Source organism: Campylobacter concisus (assembly GCF_003048595.2).
GTDB classification, from domain to species: Bacteria; Campylobacterota; Campylobacteria; order Campylobacterales; family Campylobacteraceae; genus Campylobacter_A; species Campylobacter_A concisus_L.
The window spans coordinates 1,011,588-1,038,173 of sequence record NZ_CP049270.1; the positions used below are offsets into that span (position 1 = coordinate 1,011,588).

General features: G+C 37.1%; 30 protein-coding genes and 1 other RNA gene. 8 read left to right on the forward strand and 23 right to left on the reverse strand.

What is annotated here, in order from left to right; translation table 11 throughout:
- Nucleotides 1-97: 97 nt before the first annotated feature.
- The 11 genes from CVT15_RS05095 to CVT15_RS05145 form a co-directional block, all read right to left on the reverse strand.
- Complete coding sequence (locus CVT15_RS05095; protein ID WP_054196701.1) at nt 98-781, reverse strand: F0F1 ATP synthase subunit A; 684 nt, start codon at nt 779-781, stop codon at nt 98-100.
- 65 nt (nt 782-846) lie between these two features.
- The gene (locus tag CVT15_RS05100) at nt 847-1,608 is read right to left on the reverse strand and encodes a TSUP family transporter (RefSeq protein WP_103577478.1); all 762 of its coding nucleotides are present in this window, start codon (nt 1,606-1,608) and stop codon (nt 847-849) included.
- Between the two features lie 154 nt (nt 1,609-1,762).
- Nucleotides 1,763-2,299, reverse strand: a complete 537-nt coding sequence (locus tag CVT15_RS05105; RefSeq protein WP_103577477.1) for a superoxide dismutase family protein — start codon at nt 2,297-2,299, stop codon at nt 1,763-1,765.
- 66 nt (nt 2,300-2,365) lie between these two features.
- The gene (locus CVT15_RS05110; RefSeq protein WP_103577476.1) at nt 2,366-3,133 is read right to left on the reverse strand and encodes a TIGR02757 family protein; all 768 of its coding nucleotides are present in this window, start codon (nt 3,131-3,133) and stop codon (nt 2,366-2,368) included.
- Nucleotides 3,130-5,001, reverse strand: a complete 1,872-nt coding sequence (gene flgK / locus CVT15_RS05115) for a flagellar hook-associated protein FlgK (protein WP_087580149.1) — start codon at nt 4,999-5,001, stop codon at nt 3,130-3,132. Before flgK ends, CVT15_RS05110 begins: the two co-directional genes overlap by 4 nt.
- A gap of 3 nt (nt 5,002-5,004) precedes the next feature.
- Nucleotides 5,005-5,436, reverse strand: coding sequence for a flagellar export chaperone FlgN (gene flgN / locus CVT15_RS05120; protein ID WP_103577474.1), 432 nt, complete (start codon nt 5,434-5,436; stop codon nt 5,005-5,007).
- Nucleotides 5,437-5,449: 13 nt separating this feature from the next.
- A complete protein-coding gene (locus CVT15_RS05125) occupies nt 5,450-5,653 on the reverse strand; it encodes a flagellar biosynthesis anti-sigma factor FlgM (protein WP_072594307.1) in 204 nt (67 codons plus the stop codon).
- Between the two features lie 58 nt (nt 5,654-5,711).
- Nucleotides 5,712-6,011, reverse strand: a complete 300-nt coding sequence (locus CVT15_RS05130; protein WP_103577473.1) for a rod-binding protein — start codon at nt 6,009-6,011, stop codon at nt 5,712-5,714.
- Nucleotides 6,011-7,063, reverse strand: coding sequence for a flagellar basal body P-ring protein FlgI (locus CVT15_RS05135; RefSeq protein WP_107898147.1), 1,053 nt, complete (start codon nt 7,061-7,063; stop codon nt 6,011-6,013). The genes CVT15_RS05130 and CVT15_RS05135 overlap by 1 nt, the downstream gene beginning before the upstream one ends.
- Before the next feature lie 69 nt (nt 7,064-7,132).
- On the reverse strand, nt 7,133-7,699 hold the full coding sequence (gene rsmD / locus CVT15_RS05140) for a 16S rRNA (guanine(966)-N(2))-methyltransferase RsmD (protein ID WP_107898148.1): 567 nt from the start codon (nt 7,697-7,699) through the stop codon (nt 7,133-7,135).
- Nucleotides 7,696-8,040 carry an ornithine carbamoyltransferase gene (locus tag CVT15_RS05145; protein WP_084041075.1) on the reverse strand — a complete coding sequence of 115 codons (345 nt, stop codon included), beginning with the start codon at nt 8,038-8,040 and terminating at the stop codon, nt 7,696-7,698. The genes rsmD and CVT15_RS05145 overlap by 4 nt, the downstream gene beginning before the upstream one ends.
- Before the next feature lie 120 nt (nt 8,041-8,160).
- On the opposite strand from CVT15_RS05145, the gene CVT15_RS05150 reads away from it, so the two are divergent.
- The 4 genes from CVT15_RS05150 to CVT15_RS05165 are packed head-to-tail and all read left to right on the forward strand — an operon-like array spanning nt 8,161 to nt 10,920.
- Nucleotides 8,161-8,556: a FlaG family protein gene (locus tag CVT15_RS05150; protein WP_072594311.1), complete on the forward strand. Its 396-nt coding sequence runs from the start codon at nt 8,161-8,163 to the stop codon at nt 8,554-8,556.
- A 2-nt stretch (nt 8,557-8,558) separates the two neighbouring features.
- Nucleotides 8,559-10,319 (forward strand): flagellar filament capping protein FliD, encoded by a 1,761-nt coding sequence (fliD, locus tag CVT15_RS05155; protein ID WP_103576710.1) that lies wholly within the window; start codon nt 8,559-8,561, stop codon nt 10,317-10,319.
- A 9-nt stretch (nt 10,320-10,328) separates the two neighbouring features.
- Entirely contained in the window at nt 10,329-10,700 is a 372-nt protein-coding gene (fliS, locus tag CVT15_RS05160; RefSeq protein ID WP_035167483.1) for a flagellar export chaperone FliS, read from the forward strand.
- Nucleotides 10,693-10,920: a hypothetical protein gene (locus tag CVT15_RS05165; protein WP_087578886.1), complete on the forward strand. Its 228-nt coding sequence runs from the start codon at nt 10,693-10,695 to the stop codon at nt 10,918-10,920. The genes fliS and CVT15_RS05165 overlap by 8 nt, the downstream gene beginning before the upstream one ends.
- A gap of 9 nt (nt 10,921-10,929) precedes the next feature.
- Here the strand turns inward: CVT15_RS05165 and rnpB are convergent.
- From rnpB to CVT15_RS05190, 5 genes are all read right to left on the reverse strand, one after another.
- Nucleotides 10,930-11,256: RNase P RNA component class A (gene rnpB / locus CVT15_RS05170), an RNA gene on the reverse strand.
- Between the two features lie 152 nt (nt 11,257-11,408).
- Nucleotides 11,409-12,026, reverse strand: a complete 618-nt coding sequence (locus tag CVT15_RS05175; RefSeq protein WP_159070251.1) for a Type 1 glutamine amidotransferase-like domain-containing protein — start codon at nt 12,024-12,026, stop codon at nt 11,409-11,411.
- A 76-nt stretch (nt 12,027-12,102) separates the two neighbouring features.
- A complete protein-coding gene (locus tag CVT15_RS05180) occupies nt 12,103-12,330 on the reverse strand; it encodes a hypothetical protein (protein ID WP_087578888.1) in 228 nt (75 codons plus the stop codon).
- 134 nt (nt 12,331-12,464) lie between these two features.
- On the reverse strand, nt 12,465-13,589 hold the full coding sequence (truD, locus tag CVT15_RS05185; protein WP_103576712.1) for a tRNA pseudouridine(13) synthase TruD: 1,125 nt from the start codon (nt 13,587-13,589) through the stop codon (nt 12,465-12,467).
- Entirely contained in the window at nt 13,567-14,388 is an 822-nt protein-coding gene (locus CVT15_RS05190; protein WP_103576713.1) for a thiamine-phosphate kinase, read from the reverse strand. Before CVT15_RS05190 ends, truD begins: the two co-directional genes overlap by 23 nt.
- Nucleotides 14,389-14,449: 61 nt before the next feature.
- Here CVT15_RS05190 and CVT15_RS05195 point away from each other — a divergent pair, with 61 nt between their 5' ends.
- On the forward strand, nt 14,450-15,463 hold the full coding sequence (locus CVT15_RS05195; RefSeq protein ID WP_103576714.1) for a hypothetical protein: 1,014 nt from the start codon (nt 14,450-14,452) through the stop codon (nt 15,461-15,463).
- A gap of 11 nt (nt 15,464-15,474) precedes the next feature.
- Here the strand turns inward: CVT15_RS05195 and CVT15_RS05200 are convergent, their stop codons facing one another.
- The 7 genes from CVT15_RS05200 to CVT15_RS05230 form a co-directional block, all read right to left on the reverse strand.
- A complete protein-coding gene (locus CVT15_RS05200; protein WP_087577125.1) occupies nt 15,475-15,915 on the reverse strand; it encodes a hypothetical protein in 441 nt (146 codons plus the stop codon).
- The gene (locus CVT15_RS05205) at nt 15,912-17,336 is read right to left on the reverse strand and encodes a Mur ligase family protein (protein ID WP_107898150.1); all 1,425 of its coding nucleotides are present in this window, start codon (nt 17,334-17,336) and stop codon (nt 15,912-15,914) included. The genes CVT15_RS05200 and CVT15_RS05205 overlap by 4 nt, the downstream gene beginning before the upstream one ends.
- Nucleotides 17,333-18,118 (reverse strand): alpha/beta fold hydrolase, encoded by a 786-nt coding sequence (locus CVT15_RS05210; RefSeq protein WP_107898151.1) that lies wholly within the window; start codon nt 18,116-18,118, stop codon nt 17,333-17,335. The genes CVT15_RS05205 and CVT15_RS05210 overlap by 4 nt, the downstream gene beginning before the upstream one ends.
- Nucleotides 18,108-18,338 (reverse strand): type II toxin-antitoxin system Phd/YefM family antitoxin, encoded by a 231-nt coding sequence (locus CVT15_RS05215; RefSeq protein ID WP_021091404.1) that lies wholly within the window; start codon nt 18,336-18,338, stop codon nt 18,108-18,110. The genes CVT15_RS05210 and CVT15_RS05215 overlap by 11 nt, the downstream gene beginning before the upstream one ends.
- A 64-nt stretch (nt 18,339-18,402) precedes the next feature.
- Nucleotides 18,403-19,443 carry a D-alanine--D-alanine ligase gene (locus tag CVT15_RS05220; RefSeq protein ID WP_107898152.1) on the reverse strand — a complete coding sequence of 347 codons (1,041 nt, stop codon included), beginning with the start codon at nt 19,441-19,443 and terminating at the stop codon, nt 18,403-18,405.
- An 11-nt stretch (nt 19,444-19,454) separates the two neighbouring features.
- Nucleotides 19,455-20,009, reverse strand: a complete 555-nt coding sequence (gene ruvA, locus CVT15_RS05225; RefSeq protein ID WP_107898153.1) for a Holliday junction branch migration protein RuvA — start codon at nt 20,007-20,009, stop codon at nt 19,455-19,457.
- A 17-nt stretch (nt 20,010-20,026) separates the two neighbouring features.
- Nucleotides 20,027-21,940 (reverse strand): flagellar assembly protein A, encoded by a 1,914-nt coding sequence (locus CVT15_RS05230; protein WP_107898154.1) that lies wholly within the window; start codon nt 21,938-21,940, stop codon nt 20,027-20,029.
- A 123-nt stretch (nt 21,941-22,063) separates the two neighbouring features.
- Here CVT15_RS05230 and murJ point away from each other — a divergent pair, with 123 nt between their 5' ends.
- From murJ to CVT15_RS05245, 3 genes are read left to right on the forward strand one after another with little or no spacing between them, the layout of a single operon-like run.
- On the forward strand, nt 22,064-23,464 hold the full coding sequence (murJ, locus tag CVT15_RS05235; protein ID WP_103576721.1) for a murein biosynthesis integral membrane protein MurJ: 1,401 nt from the start codon (nt 22,064-22,066) through the stop codon (nt 23,462-23,464).
- Complete coding sequence (cysS, locus tag CVT15_RS05240) at nt 23,451-24,845, forward strand: cysteine--tRNA ligase (RefSeq protein WP_103576722.1); 1,395 nt, start codon at nt 23,451-23,453, stop codon at nt 24,843-24,845. The genes murJ and cysS overlap by 14 nt, the downstream gene beginning before the upstream one ends.
- A complete protein-coding gene (locus CVT15_RS05245) occupies nt 24,838-26,562 on the forward strand; it encodes an ABC transporter ATP-binding protein (RefSeq protein WP_103576735.1) in 1,725 nt (574 codons plus the stop codon). Before cysS ends, CVT15_RS05245 begins: the two co-directional genes overlap by 8 nt.
- Nucleotides 26,563-26,586 lie beyond the last annotated feature (24 nt).

The following is a 26,586-nucleotide window of genomic DNA, read 5'->3' on the forward strand; positions in this document are numbered from 1 at the left end:
AAAAATGAGCGTTTTGACTGGAAAAATAAAGAATGTGATTTAAAAATTTAAATAGTTTTAAAAAGGAAAAAGCCATATAAAAATATGGCTTTAAATTTTAATGCTCGTGCTCACTAATAGCAACGGCACCAGCTAGATAAACGTAAGTTAGCATCATGAAAATAAATGTTTGCAAAACAGCCATAAGCGTTAGAAGTGCGAAAGCTGGAAGCGGAGCAAACCAAGGTGCAAGTGTAAGCATCGCTAGTAAGAATAGATCATCGCCCTTGATATTACCAAAAAGACGAAATGATAGCGAAACTACGCGTGAAAGATGTGAGATGACTTCGACTGGAAACATTATCGGAGCTAGAAATTTGTTTGGTCCCATAAAGTGTCCAAAGTATTTAAAAAATCCATTTTCTCTAATGCCCTCAAAGTTGTAATAAACAAATACAACTAAAGCCAAAACTAGAGTTAAATTTAGACTTGATGTTGGTGACTCAAATCCAGGAATAATACCTACAACATTTGAAAAAAATACGATAAAACCGATAGTTGCAACAAGTGGAAGATATTTCCTAGCTAGTTTTTCACTGCCTAAAGTATCTCTTCCCATCGATATAACGCCCTCCAAATAAGCTTCAACTATATTTTGAAGACCTCTTGGTACAAGTTGCATCTTACTCCTTGCTATATAAGCAACTATGATAACAATCAAAGCTACAAGCAGAAAGTGAAACGCATAGATAAAGGCGTGGGAGCTATTTAGGAAATTTGAAAATAGAAACAAATCTTTCATTAATTTACCTTGGATTTAGAATTTTGCGTGATTGTAACAAAATTATTGTTAAAACATTTTTAATTTTAAACTCTGAAATAATCGAAAATCAATTTACAAATAGTCACTGCAACTACCATTAGAAACATTGTTCTAATAAATTTGACCTCTTTTTTAATGACAAGATTTGATCCAAAATATGCGCCTAAAATTTGACCAACTGCCATCAAAAGTCCAACAACCCAAAGCATCTGTCCGCCAGCTATAAAAATGCCAAGAGCAACGATATTGCTAGTAAAATTTAAGAGTTTCGTATGGGCAACAGCTTTTTTTAAATTTAGCCCAATTAATGCCACTATCGCAAATGTCCAAAAAGAGCCTGTTCCTGGACCAAAAAAACCATCATAAAAGCCAAGTATTAGCCCAAAAACTACATAAAATAGCTTTTCATTCATCTTTGCAGCTCTATCATTTTCGCCGACTTTTGGCATAAAAAGCGTATAGATAAAAATAGAAATCAGTAAAAATGGGATAATTATCTTTAAAAAATTTGTATTTAAAAATAGAATAACCACTGCTCCGATGATAGCTCCAATGAAAGTAAAAACGATACCTACAAAGCACTCTTTATAATTAATTAATCCCCGTTTTGTGAAATTTAGAGTCGCTGTAAAGCTACCAAAAACTCCTTGGAGCTTATTTGTACCAAGTGCAAGGTGTGGCGGCACACCCATCGCCATAATAGCTGGAAGCGTTATAAGCCCACCTCCACCAGCGATAGAATCGATAAAACCACCTAAAAACGCAGCTACAAAAAAAACGACATAGCTAAGTAGATCAAATTCCATTTTTTGCTCTTTTGATAATTGAAATAAAAGCAGATTGTAATTTATTTGTACTTATCTTTTTGTAAAATTTTTATATTTGAAATGAGAGATTTTTAAAATTTATAAATTTTAACGAGCCTTTAGATCTAGCTCAAAGACTCGTTTATTAAAGTGATTACTTAATAACGCCACAAAGCATTCTAGCACCGCCACCGCCAAGTGCTTTTGGATTGTCGCTGTGATTATCGCCACCAACATGAACCATTAGTGAGTGACCTTTTAGCTCGTCAAGATTTTTTATCTTTGGGGCTAGCACTGGATAGTTCGCATTGCCCTCAGCATCTACGTAAAGTGCTGGCAAATCGCCTTTGTGGCCCTTGTCGTCCCATGCAAAAGAGTGCATCTTTGTGCCAGCTGGATCCCAGTGACCGCCTGCTTTCATGCCAAGGCCTTTTTCAGTCGCACCACAGTCAGCATTTTCATGGATGTGAAAGCCGTGTAGTCCTGCAGTAAGTCCCTTTAAATTTGGAAAAAATGCAACGCCGTAGTTTGTCTTAACAGCTACTACTTCGCCGACACTCTTATCGCCCTTCTCACTTAGTTCATTAACAGGTATAACTAGATGCTCTCCAGCTTTTGCATCAAAGTGATGACCTTCGTGAGCAAAAAGCAAAGTTCCTAAAACTGCACTTAGTAAAACGATTTTTTTCATACAAGCTCCTTATGGATAAAATTGTATGGCAAGTCTACCCTAAATTTAAAAATTTAGCAATAATTTTTATTTTTTAAGATTTTTTACGATAGTTTCTAGCTCTTTGCTCTGCCCTATTCTATAAAGCGCAAAGTCGTATTTTATCGGATCAAACTCGTCAAATTCTCTAAGTTTTTTTGTAAGATCCATGACTGCTTTGAAATCGTAGCTCTTTCTGTTTATAAGTCCTAAATTTAAAGAAACTCTATGTGTATGCACGTCAAGCGGTATCAAAAGCCTATCTTTTGGCAAATTTTTAAATAGTCCAAGGTCAATATCACTATCCCTTACCATCCAGCGAAGATACATGTTATAGCGTTTATATGGGCTTTGTGGCTCTTTGTCAAAACTCTTACCAAAGAAAAACTCATATCCGTCCGAGCGGTAAGAATTTAGCTTATATATAAATTTGATAAGCTCATTTACGCCCTCTATCATCTCGCCATTTTTTGCAAGACCTTGGCGTAAAATTTCCTCTATCTCGCCCTCTTTTTTAAGGCGTGAAAGAGTGATAAAAATTTCTCTTACATCATTTTCATTTTGAAAGCGGTATTTGAAATTTGATAAATTTTTTTTGATATTTTGCTCACTCTCATCAAGCAAACCAAAATCAAGCGAATTTAGAAATTTTACTATCATTTTTGCATTACCATAAGCAAATAACGCACAAATGAGCGCTATGTTTGGCTCTTTAAATTTAGTGGCTACTTGAAGTGGATCTGGGGCTTCAAACAGCCCCAAATTTGTATTTTTGCTAAGTACGTGTGAGTCTAAAAGGCTCTTTAGCTCACTCATTGTTTTAGCGAAAGAAGCGTGTCAAGCATTTGATCAACTGTCGTGATGATCTTTGCCGCTGCGCCGTAACTTGCTTGAAAGCGGATCAAATTTGTAAGCTCTTCATTGGTATCTACGCCACTTGTTGATTGAAATTCCTCTTCAGCTGTCTTTTGCAAAGACGTATTTGTATCGTGGATCGTATTATTCGCCTCTGTATCACTCGCCATATCAGTCGTAAGATAGCGGTAATATCCCTCAATCGTCTCATCTCTATCAAGCGCTATACCACTTGAGTAAAAGGTCTGCTTTTGATACTGAAGCTGGATCATTTTATTAGCAACTTCATTATTTCCGATAACTGGCTTTGAGTAGGCACGAAGCTTTGTGTGGTCTTGGGTAAAATTTTGATTTATGCCGATACTATTTGAGTCAGTACCTGAAAAAAATCTATTTATGCCAACAGCGCCTGGAAAATTTGTGCCGTGATCGACTATCGATATGCTATAAAGCCCTTGAGCTTGTTTTGGAATGAGAGAAAATGTGCCTTTTTTAGTATTTTTATCATAAAAATATGACGCCTCAAAAAAGTCATCAACGTCATTTAGCATATTATTGTCTTTATTGTCATCTGAGTTTGAGTTAAAGTCTTTGACGATAGAGTTGCCATATCTTGTATCATTCATCGTCGTCGTGCCATTTACATTTATAGTTTTTCTGGCCACGACATTGCCTTTGTTATCATAAACAATAGCTTCAAAACTTCCGTTTCTTATACTATTATCATGATTCATCAACGTCTTATCGCCTTCTAAATAACTTATCGGATCTGAGTTAGAAATTTCAACTGCGGATTCGGCATAGATATTATTTGTACTTGTTATCAAGGTTTTACTAAATGTATTTAGATTATCAATGTATTTTTGGATCGTTCCGTCGCTAAATTTATCATTATCTGGCTCGTAGTTTCGGCCTCTAAGATCAAGTGCTGCTCCGATTTTACCGCCTGTAATCTTTTCTTCCATTGGGATTCTTCTGCCATCTTCTCTTTCATAATAAATTTTTGTATATCTTCCACTTTCAGTTGAACTCATAGAAATTTCATGAAAATTTACACCATCAACGATACTTACACCGCCAATGTTTAGATTGTAGTATTTTCCTTGATCTGTTATTCCTGTATCTACCCTAGAATTGCTCTTTAGATCACTTTTATAAACTGCTGTATTCACTAGCTTTGACATAGCAAGCTCAAGCTCATCACGTTTATCACGAAGATCATTTGCATTTATTTTTATACCAGCGTCTGCGCCTGATTCTATTCTTTGGATTTGCTTATTGATATTTGCTATTTGTCTGCCTAGAGAATTTATCTCTTTTATATTTATTTTTATCGTTTCATCAATCTTTTCATGCATATCATAAAGCATCTTTGATGAGCGGTTGATACTTGCAGTCAATACACTTGCTTTATTTATCAAATTTACTTTCTGAGCACCTGCATTAGGGTTTGAAGCAAAGTTATTCCACGCGGAAAAATACTCCTGAATATCCTTCACCATTCCATTATCTTTTAGATCAGGAAAATATTTTGTAGCTTCTTGCAAAATTCTTTGTTTATAGGCTGTATTTTCTAAATTTGACGATGAGTACTTTAGTCTTGAGTAGGCAAACTCATCATGAAGCCTTGTTATAGTATCTACTTGTGTACCTGTGCCAACTCCACCAGGGACTGTATTCATCGCTGGAGATGCGGATTGGACAACACGCTGTCTTGTATAGTAGTTGCTATCAGCGTTTGCGATATTATTTCCGGTTGTACTTATTTGAAGCTGGGCCGCATTTAGCCCTGAAACACCAGTGCCTAATGACATAAAGATATTAGCCATTTTTTAAACCCTTGATTTATAAAAATTATTATCTATGCTATTTCCATCTTGGCCGTATTCACTTGTTTTAGTTCCAAAAATTTTTTCATTAAGTGAGTCAAAAAATTCTTTAACAGCAACAACATGTCTTGCATATTCTTTATTGACTTTATGTAAATTTTCAAGCTTTGAACGCATAAGTACAAGCTTTGACTTCACTTCATCGTCTAAAACACTAGCAAGTGTAGTCGTACCGCTCTCTTTTGATACCTTTAAAAGCTCTTTATCTAGTACTCTTTTTGTATCTTCAAATGCACGAACTAAGGCATTTTTTTTCTTTACACTCTCATCAACACTTGAGTGTTTAGCCTCTTTTATATTTGCGATATCTTGTATGGTTAAAGTTATAAGCTCATCAAGCTCGCCTATAGCCTCGTCCAAAAGCTTTTTTATCATTTAAATTCCTTAATTACAGCAACGCATCAGCCACAGCCCTAGCCGTTTTTGAGATATCAACCTGATAAGTGCCATTTGCTATGGCATCAGCTATCTCTTTTAGCTTTGCGTTTTCGTTTGTTCTTACTTCTTTACTCTGAGTTTCGACCTTGGCATCGCTATTTTTATTTAGCGTATTTGCCTGAAAATTTGGTCTTTGATTCAAAGGCCTTATCATATTCATACCTCTTAAAATAAAATATTTATATCACTACATCGGCAGAATATAAATTTACTTAAGAGTCTCTCTTTAAAAAATCGTACAAAAGTTCTGAAAAACCAAGATTTCCGCTCAATGCTTTACTAATTGCATCGTTATACATCGACCTATAAATGTCGCTACCAGCAGCCTTTGGATATAGCGAGTTGTGCTCATCTTCTTTTAAAGCAATATCAAGCACAGCCTTTACCATATATGCCTCAAATGCATCAGTTTGCTCTTTTAAAAGTGCATCTTGTTTAGCATTTGCGTTTTTTATCTTATTTGTAGAAATTTCATTGTATGAATTTAGCGCTAAGGTGTTATCTATTTGCATTATATTATCTCCAGATCGACTTGTATCGCGCCAACTCGTTTTAAATTTTCAAGTATCGAGATGATGTCACTTGGTGTTGCTCCAAGCTTATTTAAGGCCCTTGTGACATTCGCAACGGTTGTTTTTTCACCTGAAATTTTAAGTAAATTTTGACTAGGTGCGACTGATGTGTCACTTCCTATGTTTATATCATTTTGCGCTGCCTCATCATAGCTATTTGGCTCTATTTTTATTGTAATTGCACCGTGAGTTAATACAACTGGACTAACCACAGCATTTATACCACTTACTATTGTGCCGGTTCTTTCGTCAACCACTATCTTTTCATCTGGCTTATACTCCACATCAAGATCAAGCACAGCGCTTGCAAGCTCGATAATGCTAACATCATCTGGCTTTTTAACGATAACCGTTCTTGGATCGATCGCCTTTGCGGCATCATCAGAGATATTTGCATTTATAGCATTTTGGATATCAAGAGCGGTTTTAAAATTTGTATCTTTTAGGCTTAGTCTTATGCTATCTTGATTGTAAATATCATAAGTCACTTCTCGTTCAACCAAAGCTCCATTTAGGATAGAGCCAACGGTTGGGTGGTTGCCACCTGATCTACCCATGCTTTTTCCGCCGATGCTTAAAGCACCCTGAGCCAAAGCGTAAATATCACCATCAACACCTTTTAGTGGCGTCATGAGAAGGGTGCCACCTTGCAAACTTTTTGCATCGCCGATAGATGAGATCACGACATCGAGTTTATCACCATGCCTTGCAAATGCAGGAAGCTTGGCTGTTACCATAACAGCAGCTGCATTTTTTGACTTGATATCATCTGGGTTTATCTTTACGTTTACGCCTTGAAGCATGTTTGATAAAGACTGGATCGTAAATTTTGACGTTGAGCCATCACCTGTGCCGTTTAGTCCTACAACTAGGCCGTAGCCTATTAGCTGGTTATCCCTTACGCCAACGATGTTTGCAAGCTCTTTTATCTGCGTAGCAAAGGCTGAAGTAGCTATCACTGAAGCTGCTACAAAAGATAAAAATTTTTTCATATTTTTTCCTAAAATTTAGCTATTTTAGGTTTTTAAAGCAAAAGATGTTCCAAATTTTACTATAAATTTTTATTGAAAATAAGAGAGCGAAGTAGCTCCAAATTTTTTAAATTTTACAAGTTTATATGTAGAAATTTCATCGCAAAATTTAAAGTCGCTGTTGTGTTCAAAAACTATCATATAAATTTTCTCTTTTTTTAGCTGTGAGATTAAATTTACAAGCTTTTCGTAGATCCCATCAAAGCCAGCTCTTATGTCAAATGGTGGATCAAGGTAGAGCAACACCTTGCCACTTTGAGAATTTATAAGATCAGGCAAGACAGAAAAGGTATCGCCATTTATCGCTTTTAAATTTGAGCACCCTAGGCTAGCAAGATTGCTTTGTGTGATCTTAAAAGCGGCTCTATCTTTTTCGATAGCGATAGCCTCACGTGCTCCGTTGCTAATGGCCTCGCTTGCCATCACGCCACTTCCACCAAAGCCCTCTATAAATGTAAGCGAGTAAATTTCATCTCTAATGACGTTAAAGAAGGACTCTTTTACGATGCTTTTTGTGCTTCTAGTCGTGCTTAGGCTTGGCAGTTCAAGCCTTTTACCTTTAAATTTACCACTTGAGATTTTAGTGTAGAGTTTCACTGGTTTGCCCTTAGAATTTCAAGAAGATCAGCTTTAAATTTATCTATCAAAAGTGAAATTTTCTCTTCTAAGCCCTTTTCATTTTTAGCTTCATTTAGCTCATTTGCTTTTGAAATTTGCATAGCTGAGTAAAATTCTTCAAGCGTATCAAGAAGTGTCGTCTTGGTAAAAGGATGAGAAAGATGAGCATTTTTACCTATTATAAATAGTGGTTTTTTTGTCGCAATCTCGCGGTCACTCACTACAAAATCACAATCCTTATGATGAGCAGCCAAATTTCCACAAAAAAGCAGCAGTGTCTTTTGAAGTAAAATACACTCGCACTCAAATGAAATTTTCATATCTCTTCCTATAAATTTTTGCTTGATTTTAGCCTAAATAATCAAAAATTTATATAAACACTAAAGGATTTTAAAATTTTACCGATGTAGAAGTTAACGTAAGTTTTAAGGAGTAAAACTATGGAAATCTTTAAGGCAGCAGCAAATCAGGTACTAGATACGAGCATGAGTACATCTGCTCAGCGTCAAATAGATAGCAGACCTATCGAGCATTCTGATGTTAAATTAAGTGCTGATAAAAACAATGAAACAAAAGACATTAACGAGCTAGACGGACTTAGCAACGAAGAGCTTGCCAAAAGAACAAGAGAGGTCACTGACAGACTAAACTATCAAATGCAGCAACTCGATACTAATGTAAGGTTTGCTTACAATGAGAAGCTAAATTTAATGGTTGTGCAAGTAAAAGATGCTAAAACTGGCGAAGAGATAACACAACTTCCAAGTAAGGAAGCTATAAGAATAAGTGAGTATTTCAAAGAAAGTATCGGAATACTTTTTGACAAGGAGAGTTAAAAATGGCAGTAGGTAACGTAACAAATTTAGGCATTGGTACAAAAAATAGCGGACTAAATGATGATCTTATCAAAAAGCTAAAAGAAGCAGATGAAGCAGGACAGATCAAGCCTTTAACAAAAAGACTAGAAAGAAATGATCTAAAGCAAAAAGACCTTGCAGCACTAAAAACTCTAGTTAGCAACGTAAATGTAAGTGGCAAAACACTTGGTGGAGAGGCACTTTATCTAAAAAGAACTACAAATAATGCTGGCAAAAGCGTAACAGCCTCAGCGGCAAATGGCGTTAGCGTGCAAAATTTTAGTATCGATGTGCAAAAACTTGCCCAAAAAGATACATTTCAAAGCTCAAATTTCAAAAACACTTCAAACTTAGTAGGTGCGACAAATAACGGCTCTTTTGATGTTGAGATCGATGGACAAAAATTTTCTATTAGCGTAACTAGATCAACCACATATCAAGATATTGTAGACAAGATAAATGATATCAGTGGTGGTAAATTACAAGCTAGAATTTTAAATGTTGGCGGAGATAAGCCAAATCAAATCATGCTTCAATCAGGTAACACTGGCGCAACACAGACTATTAAATTTTCAAATGATACGGCTGGTATTTTAGATAAGCTTGGCTGGGATAGTACGCAGTTTCAAGATAAAGATGCAAACGGCACTCTACTAACAAATCCTGATGGCACACCAAAGATGACATCAAATTTTGAAAAGAATAGAATTTTAAAGGCGCAAGATGCGGAATTTACATATAACGGAGTAAATGTAAAAAGAAGCAAAAACACCTTCAACGACTTAAGGCCGGGAATTTCTATTACATTAAATGAAACTGGTAAAACAAACGTAAGCGTCTCTCAAGATACAAAAGAAGTAATAAAAGCGGTTGAAGAATTTATCAAAGACTACAACCTAATGACCATGAACCTTGGTATAGCTACAAAATATGACGAGGAAAAAGGAGCTGGCACTTTCCAAGGCGTTAGCGAAATTTCAAGCTTAAGATCAAACATTGGTCGTCTTGTAAATGGACAAGATAGCGAAGGCAAAGCATTAAGCAAATATGGCATAGTGCCTGATAAAGACGGACAGCTTCAGCTTGATCTAAATAAACTAAATGCAGCTCTTAGCAAAGATCCTGAAGAGATTCAGAAATTTTTCATGGGATCAAGCAAGATCGAGCCAATAAGCTATATGGGAGCATCGACTGTTAGCGCTGGAGCACTAGACATAAAAGCTGGTGATCTTACGATAAACGGCAAGTCAGTTACATTCTCAACTACAGCCACAGCCACAGCCGAAGAGAACGCACTAAAGCTTCAACAAGCTATAAATGATGCTGGCATAACTGGAGTTACAGCTAGTCTTGATAAAAGTGGCAAAAGAATCGTTTTAAAAAGAAGCGATGGCGAAAATATCGAGGTAAAAGGTAAAAATTCAGCCTTAACAGCTCTAGGTATGAATGAAGCTACTATAAATCCAGTAACCAAAAAGACAGATGGGCTATTTACAAAGCTAGCTAAAATGCTTGATGGTGTCGTTGGCAAAAGTGGTACGATGGTTGCTATGCAAAATCAGTTAAAAGACGAAAATGAGTCGATCACAAAAAACAAAGAGAGCACACAAAAGCTTTTAGATGAGAAATATACAACAATGCAAGAGCGTTTTATCAAGTATAACGCTATCATCGCAAGCTTAGAAAATCAGTTCTCGACACTAAAATCAATGATCGATGCAGAGATAAATAGCAGAAAATAAGAGAGAAAGATGAATCAAAGTGCATATAGTGCATACGCACAATCTAGTTTTGGGGGCATTGAGTCCCCAACTAAATTAATAGAAATGCTTTATGACGGAATTTTAAAATTTATATTTCGTACAAAAAAGGCGATAGAAGCTGGAGATATAGAGAAAAAAGTTTATTATATAAATAGGACAAACGCTATTTTTGTTGAGCTTTTAAATTCACTTGATTATTCTCAAGGCGATGTAGCGCACTATCTTAGCGGCCTTTATACAAGACAGATGCAGCTTCTTGCTATGGCAAATATACAAAACGATATCGCAGCTTTAAATGAAGTAACCAATGTTGTAAAGCAACTATCTGAAGCATGGAGAGAGGTAACGTCAGGTGAATAGTTGGATCAATGAATTTAAATTAGCATTGATAAACGAAGACACAGGCAAGATAGCTGCTTTATCACAAAATTTTAGTGAGGATATGTTTACGAGCCTAGCTTCAGCACAAGAAGCACAAGCATTAATCGGCGGAGCAATAGAGCTTTTAAAAAACAAGTCTTCGCACATCCAAAATGAGCTTATAAAGCTACAAAAAGCTCAAAAATACGTAACAAACTAATCTAGTAAATTTAAAGGCACGGCGTTAAGCCGAGTTCTGTCTTGAGCGATCATTTATCTACGCTTGCTTTTACAAACAAGCTCTAGCGAAGGGTTTTAATATAAGACCAAAACCATCCCTTCTTGCTGCAGGTTGGGTTTATATGGCCACGCAAGTTACCAAGCGTGCCGGTGGGCTCTTACTCCGCCGTTTCACCTTTACCGCCGAAGCGGAAGTCTACTTTCTGTTACACTATCCCTTAGGTTTCCCTAGCCATCCGTTAGATGGAACCTTGTCTTATCGCAGCTCGGACTTTCCTCTTTTGCAAAAATCAAAAGCGATCGCTTACCGTGCCAGAGTGAAATTATAGCGGCTTTGGCTTAAATTTCTAGTTTTTAAAACTTTAAACTTTATGTTCTTTTATTTAAAAGGCAGATTTGCAAACAGATAGAGTACTTTGAGTAAATATTTAGCGTATGCTTTTATAAAAGAACGTATAAAATTTTATCTCAAAGCGCGATAAATTCAGCATTATTTATAGGTCGTAAATCGTACAAGTTCCCAAATTTCTCCATTATCTCGTGCGTGGCCTGCGTAAAAGGCTCACAGCCAAAGTGCGGCACGACGCAAAAATCAACCAAATTTAACCCTGTAAAATCGCTCGTTTTCGCGCTATTTTCATCCATTAGCGTAGCATATCTCGTATCTGGTGCAGCCACGATCGCTCCCGCCGACTCGCCGACGTAAATTTTACCTACTTTGACCGCGTCTTTTATGGCTTGCCAGGCGCGCGATTTTCGCAGCTCGTTAAGCAGATAAAACGTATTTCCACCACTAATGTAAATGATGTCGCACTGACTAATGGCAGATAAAATTTTATCTTCACAAGATGGCTCATCTTGGCTAGATACTAGCGCTGCCGAATCCTTGGCGCAAGAGACATCAAGGTGTCTTAGCTTCGCACCAAAATTTTCTAAAATCTCCGCCGCTTCGCCGACGTAGAAATTTACCTCTTCAAATTTTGCTGCCGTATCGATAAAAGCAACATGCTTACCTTGAAAATCTACCACTTCATTGATCTTACTCGCAACCTCCGCAAAATAAGAGCAAAGAAAAATATTTGCCATTTTTAATCCTTTTAAAATATAAATTTGCAAACCCATTATATCCAAACGAGCCTAGAAACGATTGTATTTCGCGCCGTCAGCGCCTTGCTCCACAGATAAATTTTAGCGATTTAAGATATGGATCTTGGTATAAAAATTTGATAAATTTTTCCTCAAATTTGAGCTTAAAACGATAAGGTAAAGTTTTTGCACCGCTTGGCTCACAGCTTTTAAAGAGCATTAGGCGAGGCGGATTTTGATTTACAAAATTTAAGAAAGTTAAGGCAAAGTCTTGCGAGATGGTTTTAAGTGTTTTCTGTGTCACTATGCTCGTAGCCAAACAAAAGAAGTAAAATTCGTCCCAAGATAAGGCATATAGCCTATCACGGAGCGAAATTTACGTTTTGCTTGTAGTTGCGAATGCAACGAAGTAAAGCGCTCGCAAGACAAGCCGCCGCCCTACTCAAAGATGTTTTTATGCAAGATTTCTTCTAACACCACCGTCGCATAGCTTCCTTTTTGCAGCGTAAAATTTATCGTAAAGTGCGCTTTTTCCTCGTTGTATTTGTAGCTTGTATCCTCCAAGTAGCACCACGCAAAGCGCCTAGATCCCGTCATTTTAGCCTTGTATTCATTTGCCTGCGCGAAAATTTGATCCTCTACTGCCCTCGCCGCACCCTGCGCCTCATACGCCTTTGCGCCCGCGATCAGCCCGCAGCTAGTGATATCTCTAGCGTCAAAGCGCGCGCCCTCTGCGTCCAAATCCTCGCACAAAAAGCACTTTCCGTGCGGGTAGTGACCCAAAACTTCGCCCTCTATCAGCTTAAAAAATCTCTTTTGCGATTTTAAATTTTTCAAAATCGCGCCGTCAAGATACGGGTAAATTTGAGCTAGCTCAGAAAGGCTAAAGTCCTGTACAAACCTCGAAATCTCCACGCGTTTGCTAAGCCAGCGGTTAAAAAGATCGCTTTGATATGCTGAGATCAAAAAGTCGTTTAGCTTTACATTTTTACTCTTTTTGCCGTTTATCGTCCCGTTTTTAAGAAGCTCCAGTCCAGTTGCAGCGTTGTCGCCAAATTTACCAAAACGCTGATAGCCAAAGTAGTTTGCATAGCCCGCCTCGTCAATGTTTTGCACGGCTTGCTCGAGTTTAGCAGCCTCGCTAGGCATCACTTTTTTTAGGCGGATGAAAAAACTATTACCCTTTAAATGTCCGATGCGAAGTTTATTGTCATGGGCGGCGAGGCTTAAGATTTTCATCTTTTCGTGGCTAAAATTTGCAAGTGTGGCCTCAAATTTGCGCGGCATCGAGATAAACTGCGTCGTCATGCCCTGCTTGTCTTTTAGCCCCGCGTAGCCGAAATCCCGCATCTTTACGCCGCTAACCTCGCTTAGAACGTGCAAGACTTCTTGCGTCGTCATATCTTTTTTACAAATTTCAACGATGAGGTGCTCCCCCTGCCCGCTAAATGCGTAAAGCGGAATCTCGCGCACGACAAAATCGTCCGAGTTTTTACTAAAATACGCGTTGATGGGCGCATGAGTGAGTGCATAAAGTGGCTTAAAAGTGATGGTTTCTTGCATTTTGTTTTAACCTTTTATTTGAAATTTTTGCAAAGACGCTAATCTTTGTCCGTGTTTTTGCGGCAATCCTTTTAATGGCATTTAATTTTTTAGGACAAAAAGTAAATAAAATTTCATACTCTTCGCCGCTACTAAGCTCAAATTTACTTAGTTTTTTTGTAAATTTAGCACCCTTTTTGGTAGCCTTTAAAAGCTTAGCAAGATCGGTATTTAGCCCATCTGAGATATCCATAGCGGAGTTTATAAGATGAGCTGCTTTGTAGAAAAAATTATCTCTTAAAGTAGGCTTTTTAAATCGTGAGTTTTTTGAAATTTTAGCTAGCCTTAGAAGCGAATTTAGCCCTTTTTTGCTACCTCCAAGCTCGCCAGTAAAAGCCACCAGATCGCCGTATCTTGCATTTTTTCTAAGCACAGCTTTGCCATTTAGCTCGCCAATTACACTAACACTTATATTTAAAATTTTGCTACTTATCGTGTCGCCACCGATTATCTTTACGCCAAACTCCTCGCACGCTCTGTTTATGCCGGCGCTTAGCTCTTTGATTTGCTGCGGCGAAAAATTCTTTGGCAAACTAAGTCCAAGAAGCGCAAATTTTGGCCTAGCATTCATCACGATCGTATCTGAAAAATTTACGATCATCGCCTTGTAGCCGATCTCTTCAAGGCTTAGCCAGCCATGCTTAAAGTGCGAATTTTCAGCAAAGATGTCCTTGCTAAAGACCTGCTTGCCAAGCACAGCCGCATCATCGCCAATATAAGCGTTACCAAAGCATTCAATCGTGAAATTTTCTTTATCCATCGGGCCATTATAATGAAACTCCTTTTAATTTTAGGATAAAATAAGCCAAAAAAGGAGTCAAATGCAAAAAATAGAAATTTTTAGATTTAATGCAAAAAAGGATATTTTGTCGTATTTTAAACCATATTTTTTAGAAATTTTAGATTACGCAAACCTTGACGAGCTATTTTTGCATATTAAAAAAATTGATCCCTATTTTCAGCCAACAACTGGCTTTGTGAAAGTAAATGATGTCGTAGTGAGCACTACTGAACCATTAGTAAATTTATATGAGAAATTTGTAGGCGAGCTTGTGATTTCGCCACTTGATGAAAAAAGAGCGGTTTTGGATCTTGAGACAAATGATGACGACTTTTGGGAGAAATTTAAGCCGTTTGATAAATTTTGCGATCAAGCAGACAAAGAATTTTATGCAAGCTTAAAGCCATATTTTTATGCTGATTTTGTGAAAGAATACGAGTCAAATTTTATAGGTGCAGCGGCCATCATACTGGCTCATCATCTTTATAAAAAAGAAAAAAATGATGAGATCATGAGGCTTATCAACAATGAAAATGGTATTTTGATAGCTTGTAAGATTGATGATTTTATCTTTGGTGAAAGCGAAATTTATACCGAAGCGATTAGGTTTTTTAAAGAAATTTTAGGGATAAAAGAGGATGAAACCTCAAAAAATGAGCTTGAAAAAATAAAGAGCTTGGATAAATTTAAAGAGTTCAAAATAGCCGTAAGCGATAAAATCTCTGAAAATTTAGATAAATTTAGAGCAAATTTTATAAATCTAAACAATAAATTTCCTTGTGGATTTGAGCTTTTAAAAGTAAACGAAAAGCTTGCATTTGCACTTGCAAGCAAGACCATCTTTAATGCGTTTGATAGCGGAGCTGATTTTTTACTAGCTAGCAATGATACTGAGTTTTATATGTTTGACACACTTTCAAAAAAGCTTGAAAAATTTGCAAACAGAAGTTTGCAGGATTTTTATATTTTAAGAGTTAGCGAACTGATAGAGCTTGAAAATGGCAAAATTCCAGCAAGCCTAAAAGAGCATACGCTAAAAGTAAATCTAGTCTAAAACTAGAGAATTTATTTTTGCAAAGTCACATTTTGCTCGCTTAAGGCTTCTTCTTTTTCGTCTTCTTGCCTTATCTCATCGTACCTTGCTTTGGCATTTTCATAAACACCAGCTGGAAGGCTTATGTTTAAATCATCCCTTAAGCTCATCACATCATCACAAGCATTTTGGTAGCCAAGGTCGCAGCTTTTCATATAATAACTCACACCAAGCTCGATATTTGAGTGCTTTTTTAGATCACTATCCATTTGCTCATTTATCTCTTCATTTACAAACATATCGCCCAAAGCTTCGCACGAAAGCACATCTTTTTGCTCACAGCCATCATAAAAAATTTCATACGCAGTTGCGTAATCTCCGGCATTTAGCGCCTCAATGCCTCTGTCATAATCATCGATGTCAAAGCTAAATGCTAAATTTAAAGCTAGGATTAAAAAAACTATTTTTTTCATATAAAGCTCGGTGCGTCGTTTGAAAATAGTATAAGATCGCCAGCACGCGTATTTTGAGCTAGAATTTCTTGCATTTTATTTTTATCCTTTAAGATGATGATCTTTGGCTTTACGATGTGCTTTAGTAAAACTTCAGCATTTAGTGAGCTTGTGATGATGACAAGATCAAAAATTTCATTTATCACCTTGGCTAAATTTGCATTTTGCTCCGCATCACTCTCGACGATGCCTGGTGTTAGTAGCACTTTTCTGCCAGCATATGTACTTACAAGCTCGTAGCTTGCACTCATACCTGAGAAATTCCCATTAAAACTATCATCAATTATCAGCTTGCCGCCAGCCTCGATCTTGCTTAGGCGGTGCTCGACGTTTTTCATCTTAGATAGCGCTCTATCTACCGCCTCATCGCTCATTTTTAGGTATTTTGCCACCTTGATGCAAACGGCTAAATTTGTAGCGTTAAATTTGCCAAGTAGCGGTGAAGCATAGTTTTTGCCATCAAGCGTAAATGAAATTCCATCTAAATTTGCATTTATATCTTTTAGGCTCTCATCGTAAATTTCTAAATTTTGGCTTGGCTCTTTCTTTGTCGAGCTATGTAAAAATGCCATTTGCAAACGGTTGCTTTGAAGTGCTTCAAGCTTGGTAGAGCGGATATTATCAAGTGTTTTAAAGTACTCAATGTGTTGCGCGCCAATCTCGCCTACAATTACGATTTGTGGATTTAAAAATCTAGTGATCTCTAGGATGTCGCCCTTTAGCCTAGCGCCTGCTTCAGCGATGTAAATTTGCGTTTGCTCGTTTAAATTTTCATTGATATCTTTGATGATGCCAGCCATTGTATTTACGCTGCGAGGCGTCTTGTAGCAGACGAAGCTATCTTTTAAAATTTCAAAAAGAAAATTTTTGATGCTAGTTTTGCCGTAGCTTGCTGTGATCAAGATGATTTTTAGATCTTTATTTGCACCCAGTTTTTTAAGTGCCTTATTTTTAAAGCCTTGAAATTTTATCTTTTCTAAAATTTCACTAAAAAATAGGCTCACGACCAAGACAAAAAGTGGCATAGGAGCCAAAAACGCCTTGTGGATGATGAAATTTAAAGCGTAGTTTAAGATGATAGCACAAGCAAGGATCACAAAAAAATGCTTGATCCTAGCAGTAAAAACTAACTTTTTATCAAGTTTTTTATGCCACATATAAAGTGCTGGCAAAAGTGCAAAGTAAAAATAGATAAAAAACCACTTGCCAGTCGTGTAAAATAGCACCAAAGGCACGATGAAGAAAAAGACGTGCCAAGCGGGCTTTGTGAAGTGAAAGAGTACGCGCTCAGGCTTATATGAAAACCACTGAAAGCAAGTAATCACATAAAAAGTGAGCGCAAAGATAAATAAAACTGTGCTTATGCTTAAAAATATATTCATCTTATCTCCTCGATCCCGCTCTCATCGTCATCTATCACGACATTTTTAGCCTCATTTAGCTCAAAATTTATCCCTTTTTCTATCTCTTCGCTTATAAATTTAGCGTGAAGCAAAAAGAAAAAATGATCACCACTAAGCGGAAAAAATGAACTATTTTTTATGAGCTTATGTATACTCTCCCCGCTTGTTATAGGCGTTGCCTTGTCATTTTCGCCCCAGAATATCAAAGCCTTGCCACTAAAGTCAGCAAAATGCTTCGTAAAATCCTCATCAACTACGTTTTTTAGGGTCTCATACATCACTCTACTCATACCGCTCACATCTTTTGTGGCAAAGAGTTTATAAAATTTTCCAAATCCAAAAAGCTTAAAAATTTTAAAAATAACGATCTTTGCGCGCACGATAAATGGCTTTTTGACAACTATGCCAGCTGAGCTCAAAAGCACAAGATATGGCGGCTTTAGAAGCGTTGCGACCTTGCCACCAAAGCTATGACCTACTATAATATCTGGCTTTATGCCAAGCTCAGCGCAAAAATTTTCAACGATTTTTGCATAATCACTTGTTTTTAAAGGATCAGTAATTGAGCTTTTACCAAAACCTGGCATATCGATATAAACGTGGCAAAACTCGTTTAGATAGTGCCCAAAAGCCTTTTTCATTATCTCTTTGTTTGCACCCCAGCCGTGCAAGAAAAGCACTATTTTTTTGCATTTCGGATTTACTACTTCGTAGCTGATCTCATACTCGTCTGAGCCGTACTTTACCGCCCTACTCGCCATCGTTCTCTCTTTTTTTTGCAGTATAAATGCTCTCAAGCACACTCACTGCTTCGCAAAGGCGCTCATACTCTTCCATATTTAAAAGCACTGCTTCAAATTTATTATTTTTTACAATAACCGCTCTTTTTAATTCATTAGCTCCCACACGAGAGAGTACCGAACTAAAATTTCTAACCACTTCAGTTGCTGTATAAATTTCATCTTTTGTAAAAGTTACCATTGTCGCTCTTTGTGTAAAATTTTACGTAAAATATCACAAACTACTTTATAATCTACTAAATGGTCTAAATTTTCCCACGACCTTTTACTGAAGTGATCGAGTTTATAAAGCTATAATCGATCTTTATATTACGCTCTCTTGGAAGTGAGTTTGCAAGAGCATTTAAAGTACTCTCAAAATCCTCAAATAGATAGTTTGCAAGGCTTCCTGGGTTTGGATTTATCTCATTTAGATAGACCTCATCATCTATCACAAAGAAGTCGCATCTAATGATCGCTCCGTCAAAACCGCAATCATAAATTTTTGAAAAGTTAAATTTAAGCTTTTGTTTTAGCTCCTCAGAAATTTCAGCCTCTTTTACCTTGTTTTCATTTGAAAAGCTAAGATATTTTTGCTCGTAGTCAAGAAATTCTTTCTTTTTTGGCTCTTCGATGATAGAAAATTTTATCTTTCCATCTATCTTACAGCCTGCAAGGTTATACTCTTTTACTCCCTTTATAAAAGGCTCGACAAGCACATCTTTATCAAACTCAAATGCTATGTCTTTTGCATAAGCTAGCTCGCTGGCGTCATGCACTATATTTACGCCGATACTACTTCCAAGTCTTGCTGGCTTTAAAATAATAGGATAGTGAAATTTTGGCTGGCTCTCACGAGTTAGCATCTCATAGTCAAGCGCCTTTACGCCAGCTTTTTGCGCTAGAAATTTAGTAAGCTCTTTGTTGTAGCTAAGCGCACTTACTTCAAGCCTTGGACCTATATATTTTATGCCGTAAAAGTCAAAAAGCGCTGCTATCTTGCCATCTTCGCCGTCCATGCCATGGATCAAATTTATAATAACATCACACTCTACTTTTTTATCGCCAAAAAGAGAGTGTATGAAAAATCCGCCTTTAGATAAAATGAGCTTTTTTGAATTTTTGTATTTACCAGAGCTAAAAAAATTTGCTCTCATATCTTTTTGCTCGATAAGATAAAAGTCTCTATTTGCGTCGCAAAATATAAATTTTAGCTCTTGTTTTAGGACATTTTTTAAAACTATCGCACTAACTATGCTTATCTCATGTTCATAGCTCTTTGCTCCAAATATCACACCTAAATTCATCTTTTTAATCCTTATCCTAATTTCTTTAATGCTTCTTTTATAAGATCACTCGTATTTTCACTCTTACACTCAGGCAAAATTTTCACTATCTTCTCACGTTTAAAGCCAAGCGCCTCAAGTGCCAAAAGTGCCTCATTTTGGTAGCTTGGCACACTCTCGTCACTTATTAGCTTTGCGTCACTTAGCTCGGCTATAATGCGTCTAGCAGTCTTTGGTCCGATGCCTGGCACGCTTTTAAAAGTATCTGCATCGCCGCTTATTATGGCGTTTGTAAATGCTTGCGAGCTAAGGCTTGAGCAAACCGCCATTGCTGTGCTAGCTCCGATACCATTTAATTTAATAAGCATCTCAAACATCTTTTGCTCATTTGCATCCAAAAAGCCGTAAAGTAAATTTGCATCCTCTCTTATGATCTGCGTTATGGCAAGCTCGACTTTTTCGCTCTTGCTAAGCTTGGCTGAGCAAAAAAGTGAGATAAAAATTCCATAGCTTACACCGCTATTTGTCTTTAACACCACAAATGCAGGGTCTTTTTTGCTGACGACACCTTCGATCGCTTTTATCATCATTTAACCTTTTATTCTTAGAAATTTGTATCTGTGTAGTCTTCTAATTTATTTGACTTTTTGATCTTATACTCAGCCTCATCGCCATCGCCGATCTTCTCCAAAGTAATGGCATGAGCGGTTTCATTTTGCTTTGAGATATAAGTGACATTTTGTGGAGGATCAACGATAACAAATCTAATCTCATTTAGTTCAACCCAGTTGCCTCTATTTATCACTTTTGCAGAAAATATTCCATTTTGCATGATTTCAAGCTCATCTTTTAGAGTAGCTAGCAACTCTTTTTTATCTTTAAAAATTTTTAACAAAGTGTTGTATTCATTGACTAGACCTTGATACTCTTTTAGCTTTTTCATAAAGGTAACTGGCGGTATCACTTTAGCTTTTGAGAGCTCTTCTACCTTTGCTTTTATGGTATAAATCGAGTCTTTATTTTCATTTATGACATTTTTCTTTGTTTCAATATTTTTTAGAAGAGAGGCAAGCTCTGCTTTTGTATTTTCGATCTTATTTAATTGCTCTTGCGTAGCCTCAGCACTTTCAGGCATTTTGCTAGTATCGATTATAAATTTATTGTCAGTGCCTCTTAGATATCTTACGTCTATTAAGTGTGAAGCTGTGATAGTGCAGTTTGAGCCAAGCGTATTTATTTGGATATTTTGAGCGGTTATAGAGCCACCAACGACGCTATTTATCTTAACTCTTTTTGCTACGACATTTCCGCCTTCTAGCCTATCTATCTCGACATTTTCAGCTTCAACCTTACCGATATGGATAGAAATTTTTGCATTCTTTGCATAAATTTTAGCCTTTTGGTGTGTTTGACCGCCGATTATTACTTCATTTGCTTTAACCATCGCATTTGCACCGACGTTTCCTTTAACCTCGATCTCGTCAGCCTCCACGATGATGCCAGTGCCAATGGCATCTTTTATAGTATCAGTTTCCCTAACCACCAAAGTTACATTTGTATCAGTACCTGCTTGAATAGAGCCAGTTGTTTTAAAATTTGCTTCATTTATCTCTATACGCTCTTCAATATCAAATGAGCCATTTTTCTCAACTACATATCCTGATTTTTTAGCGATATATATTATGCTATCGTCATTTTCTACTCTCTCTATATTTTCGCTTATACTTATCTCTTTGCCAGTATCTTCTTTTGGCTTTTCTACTGCTAATAATTTGCCTCTCGCATCACGGCCATTTTGCCCTTCGTGAGACTTTTTCTCTTCCATTATCACTTCATCTTGTGCCACGCCAAAAACAAAACCTCTATCAGCGTAATCAATCTTATCTTCCTCTTTTATCGCATCAAGTTTATCTTTGTAGTAGTAAAGTATCTTTGCATCGGTAGCTTTTTTTGGATTTATACCTTGTGTTATGTTTAGTATGTAGTCTTTATCAAGTTCGCCCTTTACATGCACAACTGAGGCGATTTGTTTTAACTCGTCTTTTAGTTTGCCGATTCTTATACCTATTAAAATTTGAGCTTTCATAAGCTGTTTGGCGATATATTCAAAAAGTTTATCTTCGTAATGCTGTTCGTATTCACAATCTTTTGTGGCTTTTACCTTTGCGACTACTTTTGTAACCGTTGAATTTACACCGATTTCTATCTTTGGAAGCTTTGGTACAGCATTTAGCCTAACATCAAAAAATTCCACGTCATAGACCTGCTCGATCTCTAGTGTCTCGTCAAGATAAAATGCATTATCATCAAAAAAGTCTAAATTTTCTTCAGGGACAAAAACTAGCTCTTCATTATCTTTATTTTTATAATAAGTCAAAATATCTAAAATTTTAAAATCTATAAATTCTACCGGTACGCTGTGTTGCTTGCTTAGTTCTTTAAGCGATATATAAGGCGTTGAAGTTTGAATTTGCGTTGGCGGTAAAAATCTCTCGTTTTCTTGCACGTTCTCGCTCAAAATTGATCCATTTCACATAAAATTTGGCTCTTATTATCGCCAAAATTTTATTAAATTTAGGTTATGTAAGCTTTAAAGCATCTTTTGTTACTATTGCGTTTTCAAATTTAATTTAGGCGAGCGATGTTTATAAAAGGTTTTTTTTCAAACTCAGTTGGCATTATGGTTTCAAGAATTCTTGGACTTATAAGAGACCTTTTAACAGCTTCCATCCTTGGAGCTGGCATATTTAGCGATCTTTTTTTTATCGCTTTTAAAATACCAAATTTATTTCGCCGTATCTTTGGAGAAGGTGCCTTTACACAGGCATTTTTACCAAATTTTACAAACAGCAAGAAAAAAGCGATCTTTCAGGCTGAAATTTTCATCAAATTTCTACTTTTTATAGGCGCATTAACGCTTCTTGTAAATTTATTTACGCCCTACTTTATAAAGATCATCGCAAGCGGCCTAAGCGAGCAAAATATCATGGACGCAGTGCCGCTTGTGCGTATAAATTTCTACTATCTAGCTCTTGTTTATATTGTCACATTTATGGGTGCTCTGCTTCAGTATAAAGGGCACTTTGCCACGACTGCGTTTTCTACTGCACTGCTAAATTTAGCCATGATCGCATCGCTACTTTTGGCTCGTGGCAAGAGCGAGAGCGTGGTCGCACTTTATCTTAGCTTTGGCGTCGTTGCAGGCGGCATTTTGCAGGTTTTGGTGCATCTAATTGCTATGAAATTTAACACCTTAAATAAAATTTTTTGGGGCGGTCTAAGCGGATATTTTAAAGGCAAAAGAGCGCAAAGCAAAGGCTTTTTTATAAATTTCTACCATGGCTTACTTGGCTCAAGTGCGATGCAAATAAGCGCATTTATGGACACTTGGCTAGCTAGCTTTTTAGTAAGCGGCTCGATAAGCTACCTCTTTTATGCAAATAGAATTTTTCAGCTTCCGCTTGCCATCTTTGCGATCGCGCTCTCTCAGGCACTCTTTCCAAAGATCACTAGACTTTTAAAGCAAAAAGACGAAGCCAACGCCCTAGTTTGGACAAAAAAGAGCTTTTACTTGCTACTTTGCGCCCTACTTGCAGCCACGATCACAGGCGTTGTGCTAAGTGAATTTATCATCTGGCTATTGTTTGAGAGAGGAAATTTCGTAAGGGCAAACACCATTGAGTGTGCGAAGGTGCTAAGTGCCTATTTGGTGGGGCTTACGCCATTTGGACTGGCTAAAATTTTCTCACTTTGGCTCTATGCAAATATGAAACAAAAAGAGGCAGCCAAAATTTCTATCATCTGCCTTGTGATAAATTTGATCCTAGCTGTCATTTTAATGCAGAAATTTGGAGCTGCTGGCCTTGCATTTGCAAGCTCGCTTGGGGGATTTTTGCAGCTTATTTTATATATAAGAGCCTTTGGAGCTAAGCGATTTTTAGCTATAATCAAGCCTAAATTTATAGCCGCTATCACTGTTGCGGCGGTTTTGCTCTATTTTAGTTTAACATTTTTAAAGGATATATTTAATGCGAATTTTTGATACTTCTAAAAGAGAAAAGGTTGAGTTTAGCCCGATAAGAGAAGGTGAAGTTAGCATCTATCTGTGTGGTCCAACGGTCTATGACGACGCACATTTGGGGCATGCAAAGTCAGCCGTTAGCTTTGATCTTTTAAGAAGGGTCTTAAAAGCGCTTGGCTACAAGGTCAAATTTGCAAGAAACTACACCGACATTGACGATAAAATTTTAAACAAGATGGCGCAGACTGGCCAAAGCCTAGAGGAGATCACAAACAAATATATAGCGCACTACGAGAGCGATATGGGCGCTTTAAACGTGCTTGATCCAGACTTTAAACCAAAGGCTACGCAGTGCTTGGAGGCGATCATTAGCTACATCAAAGTGCTTATGGATAGAGGCGTGGCGTATAAAACGAGCGATGGAATTTACTTTGACACGAGCAAGGATAGTGGCTATTTTAGCATTAGCGGCAAGTATAATAACACCGATCTAATCGCCAGAGTGGCAAGTTTTGGCGAAAAAAGAGATGAAAAAGACTTTGTGCTTTGGAAATTTGATGAAAAATGGTACGAGAGCCCATTTGGCAAGGGTCGCCCTGGCTGGCACACCGAGTGCGTGGCGATGATAAGGGAGTTTTTAAGCGATAAAGAAAATGATAAATTTGAGATCGACATCCACGCTGGCGGCATCGACCTGCTCTTTCCACACCACGAAAATGAAGCTAGCCAGTGCAGATGTGCTTATCATAAAAATTTAAGCAAATACTGGATGCACAACGGATTTATAAAAGTAAATAACGAAAAGATGAGCAAGAGCTTAAATAACAGCTTTTTTGTAAAAGACGCCCTAAAAAACGTTCATGGTGAAGTACTTAGATATTACTTGCTTACGAGCCATTACAGGGCTCATTTTAATTATTCAGATGAAGACTTAGTGGCTTCAAAAAAGAGGCTAGATAAAATTTATCGCCTTAAAAAAAGAGTTGATGGCGTGCAAGCAGGCGCAATAAATGAGAGCTTTAAAAATGAGCTACTTGAGGCACTAAGTGATGATCTAAACGCTTCAAAAGCACTTGCAAGCGTCGATGAGTTTGTAAAAACGGCAAATGAAAGACTTGATAATAATCCAAAAGATAAAACCTACAAAGCCGAAGTAGTGGCAAATTTGGAGCTTATAAGTGAAATTTTAGGTATTGCCAGCACAAACTATGTGGAGTATTTTCAATTTGGTGTAAGCAACGAGCAAAAGGAGCAAATTAAAAGGCTTCTTGATGAGCGCGCATTTGCCAAAAAAGAGAGAAATTTTGCAAGAGCTGATGAGATAAGAGACGAGCTAGAAAAGATGAATATCTCTATCATGGATACACCAAATGGCGCAGTTTGGGAGAAAAACAATGACTAACTTTGGCTTAAAAGATGTACTAAAACGCTTTGGTCCATATTTTAAAGACTACATTCCGCACTTCATCCTAGCCTTCATTGGCATGGGGCTTGCAAGTGGTGGAACAGCGGTCAGTGCGTATTTGGTGGAGCCAGTATTAAATAAAATTTTCGTTGAAAAAAACGAAACACTGCTTTATTTGTTACCATGTGCGATCATTGCTATTTATCTGTTAAAAAATGTTGGAACTTTTATGCAGGCCTATTTTACCGCGTATATTGGTCAAGATACGATTAGAAGATTTCGCGAAAAGATGGTCGAAAATTTACTAAATTTGGACATGAAATTTTTTAATGATTTTAGAACAGGCGAGCTAATAAGCAGAACTACGAACGACATAGAGCGCATAAGATCTATTGTTTCAAGCATCATACCTGAGCTTATTAGAGAGCTTGTAACTATCATAGGTCTGCTTTGTGTAGTTATATATCAAAGCCCTAAATTAGCCTTTTTTGCACTTGTTATTATGCCATTAGCGATTTATCCGATCTCGCGCCTTGCTAAAAAGATGAAAAAAATTTCAAAGCAGTCACAAGAAAAGACATCTGATATCACCTCAGCATTGAGTGAAATTTTTACAAATATCGAGATCATCAAGGCAAATAATGCCCAAAAATACGAGCACTCACGTTTCGTTGAAGAAAATAACAAATTTTTTAAGTTAAACCTTAAAACCGTAAAAATTGAGCAACTATTAAGCCCACTAATGGAAACAATTGGCTCAATTGGCGTGGCAGCTGTCATCATAATAGGTGGCAAAGACGTCATCGACGGAAATATAAACATGGGTGCTTTTTTTTCATTTTTAACTGCACTTTTCATGCTCTACACCCCACTAAAGCGTATCGTAAATATATACAATAAAATGCAAGATGCGATCGCCGCAAGTGAGAGAACCTTTTTCTTGATGGATAAAGTAAGCCAGATAAAAGATGGCGAAAAAGAGTTAAGTGAAGAGATAAATCTGATCAAATTTAAGGGTGTCTGTCTAAGTTACGGCGACAAAGAGGTCTTAAAAGGTATAAATTTGGAGGCCCGCAAGTCAGAATTTATAGCCCTGGTTGGTTCAAGCGGTGGCGGAAAAACCTCGCTCATGAATTTGCTTATGAGATTTTACGACGTAAATAGCGGAGAAATTTTAATAAATGAGACAAATTTAAAAGATATCAAAATCCATTCACTTCGCCAAAACATCGGTCTTGTCACGCAGCGTGTCTATATCTTTAACGACACGATCGCTAAAAACGTGGCTTACGGCAGAGAGTTTAACGAAGATGCCGTAATAAATGCACTAAAAATGGCAAATGCTTATGAGTTTGTAAGCAAACTAGATGATGGTATCCACTCTATCTTAAATGAATTTGGTACAAACCTTTCGGGCGGTCAAAGACAGCGTATAGCAATAGCCAGAGCACTTTATCAAAATCCACAAATTCTTATCTTTGACGAGGCCACTTCAGCACTTGATAATGAGAGTGAAAAAGAGATCACAAAGGCGATAAACAATCTAAGAAGCAAAAAGATCATCTTTGTCATCGCTCACCGTCTAAGTACGGTTGAGAGTGCTGACAAGATCGCGCTTTTGTGCGATGGAAAGATAGTTGATATCGGAAGCGATGAAGAGCTTAGCAAGAGAAATGAAATTTATGCAAAACTTAAAGGCAAAGCCTTAGTTTAAGGCGATTTTTGCTAAGATTTGCAC

What these genes read in the sequence shown, in the direction of transcription:
- ruvA (WP_107898153.1), bottom strand. Translation starts at nt 20,009, where the DNA reads ATGATAAAAGCGATCGAAGGTGTCGTCAGCAAAAAAGACCCTGCATTT.
- CVT15_RS05205 (WP_107898150.1), bottom strand. Translation starts at nt 17,336, where the DNA reads ATGAATATATTTTTAAGCATAAGCACAGTTTTATTTATCTTTGCGCTC.
- CVT15_RS05175 (WP_159070251.1), bottom strand. Translation starts at nt 12,026, where the DNA reads ATGGCAAATATTTTTCTTTGCTCTTATTTTGCGGAGGTTGCGAGTAAG.
- flgN (WP_103577474.1), bottom strand. Translation starts at nt 5,436, where the DNA reads ATGATAAAAAAGCTTTTGGACGAGGCTATAGGCGAGCTTGATGAGCTT.
- CVT15_RS05195 (WP_103576714.1), top strand. Translation starts at nt 14,450, where the DNA reads ATGCAAAAAATAGAAATTTTTAGATTTAATGCAAAAAAGGATATTTTG.
- cysS (WP_103576722.1), top strand. Translation starts at nt 23,451, where the DNA reads ATGCGAATTTTTGATACTTCTAAAAGAGAAAAGGTTGAGTTTAGCCCG.
- CVT15_RS05150 (WP_072594311.1), top strand. Translation starts at nt 8,161, where the DNA reads ATGGAAATCTTTAAGGCAGCAGCAAATCAGGTACTAGATACGAGCATG.
- CVT15_RS05245 (WP_103576735.1), top strand. Translation starts at nt 24,838, where the DNA reads ATGACTAACTTTGGCTTAAAAGATGTACTAAAACGCTTTGGTCCATAT.
- fliD (WP_103576710.1), top strand. Translation starts at nt 8,559, where the DNA reads ATGGCAGTAGGTAACGTAACAAATTTAGGCATTGGTACAAAAAATAGC.
- flgK (WP_087580149.1), bottom strand. Translation starts at nt 5,001, where the DNA reads ATGGCTAATATCTTTATGTCATTAGGCACTGGTGTTTCAGGGCTAAAT.
- CVT15_RS05100 (WP_103577478.1), bottom strand. Translation starts at nt 1,608, where the DNA reads ATGGAATTTGATCTACTTAGCTATGTCGTTTTTTTTGTAGCTGCGTTT.
- CVT15_RS05220 (WP_107898152.1), bottom strand. Translation starts at nt 19,443, where the DNA reads ATGAATTTAGGTGTGATATTTGGAGCAAAGAGCTATGAACATGAGATA.
- CVT15_RS05130 (WP_103577473.1), bottom strand. Translation starts at nt 6,011, where the DNA reads ATGCAAATAGATAACACCTTAGCGCTAAATTCATACAATGAAATTTCT.
- CVT15_RS05200 (WP_087577125.1), bottom strand. Translation starts at nt 15,915, where the DNA reads ATGAAAAAAATAGTTTTTTTAATCCTAGCTTTAAATTTAGCATTTAGC.
- CVT15_RS05125 (WP_072594307.1), bottom strand. Translation starts at nt 5,653, where the DNA reads ATGATAAGGCCTTTGAATCAAAGACCAAATTTTCAGGCAAATACGCTA.
- CVT15_RS05105 (WP_103577477.1), bottom strand. Translation starts at nt 2,299, where the DNA reads ATGAAAAAAATCGTTTTACTAAGTGCAGTTTTAGGAACTTTGCTTTTT.
- fliS (WP_035167483.1), top strand. Translation starts at nt 10,329, where the DNA reads ATGAATCAAAGTGCATATAGTGCATACGCACAATCTAGTTTTGGGGGC.
- CVT15_RS05095 (WP_054196701.1), bottom strand. Translation starts at nt 781, where the DNA reads ATGAAAGATTTGTTTCTATTTTCAAATTTCCTAAATAGCTCCCACGCC.
- CVT15_RS05110 (WP_103577476.1), bottom strand. Translation starts at nt 3,133, where the DNA reads ATGAGTGAGCTAAAGAGCCTTTTAGACTCACACGTACTTAGCAAAAAT.
- CVT15_RS05190 (WP_103576713.1), bottom strand. Translation starts at nt 14,388, where the DNA reads ATGGATAAAGAAAATTTCACGATTGAATGCTTTGGTAACGCTTATATT.
- CVT15_RS05215 (WP_021091404.1), bottom strand. Translation starts at nt 18,338, where the DNA reads ATGGTAACTTTTACAAAAGATGAAATTTATACAGCAACTGAAGTGGTT.
- murJ (WP_103576721.1), top strand. Translation starts at nt 22,064, where the DNA reads ATGTTTATAAAAGGTTTTTTTTCAAACTCAGTTGGCATTATGGTTTCA.
- CVT15_RS05145 (WP_084041075.1), bottom strand. Translation starts at nt 8,040, where the DNA reads ATGAAAATTTCATTTGAGTGCGAGTGTATTTTACTTCAAAAGACACTG.
- CVT15_RS05210 (WP_107898151.1), bottom strand. Translation starts at nt 18,118, where the DNA reads ATGGCGAGTAGGGCGGTAAAGTACGGCTCAGACGAGTATGAGATCAGC.
- CVT15_RS05135 (WP_107898147.1), bottom strand. Translation starts at nt 7,063, where the DNA reads ATGAAAAAATTTTTATCTTTTGTAGCAGCTTCAGTGATAGCTACTTCA.
- truD (WP_103576712.1), bottom strand. Translation starts at nt 13,589, where the DNA reads ATGCAAGAAACCATCACTTTTAAGCCACTTTATGCACTCACTCATGCG.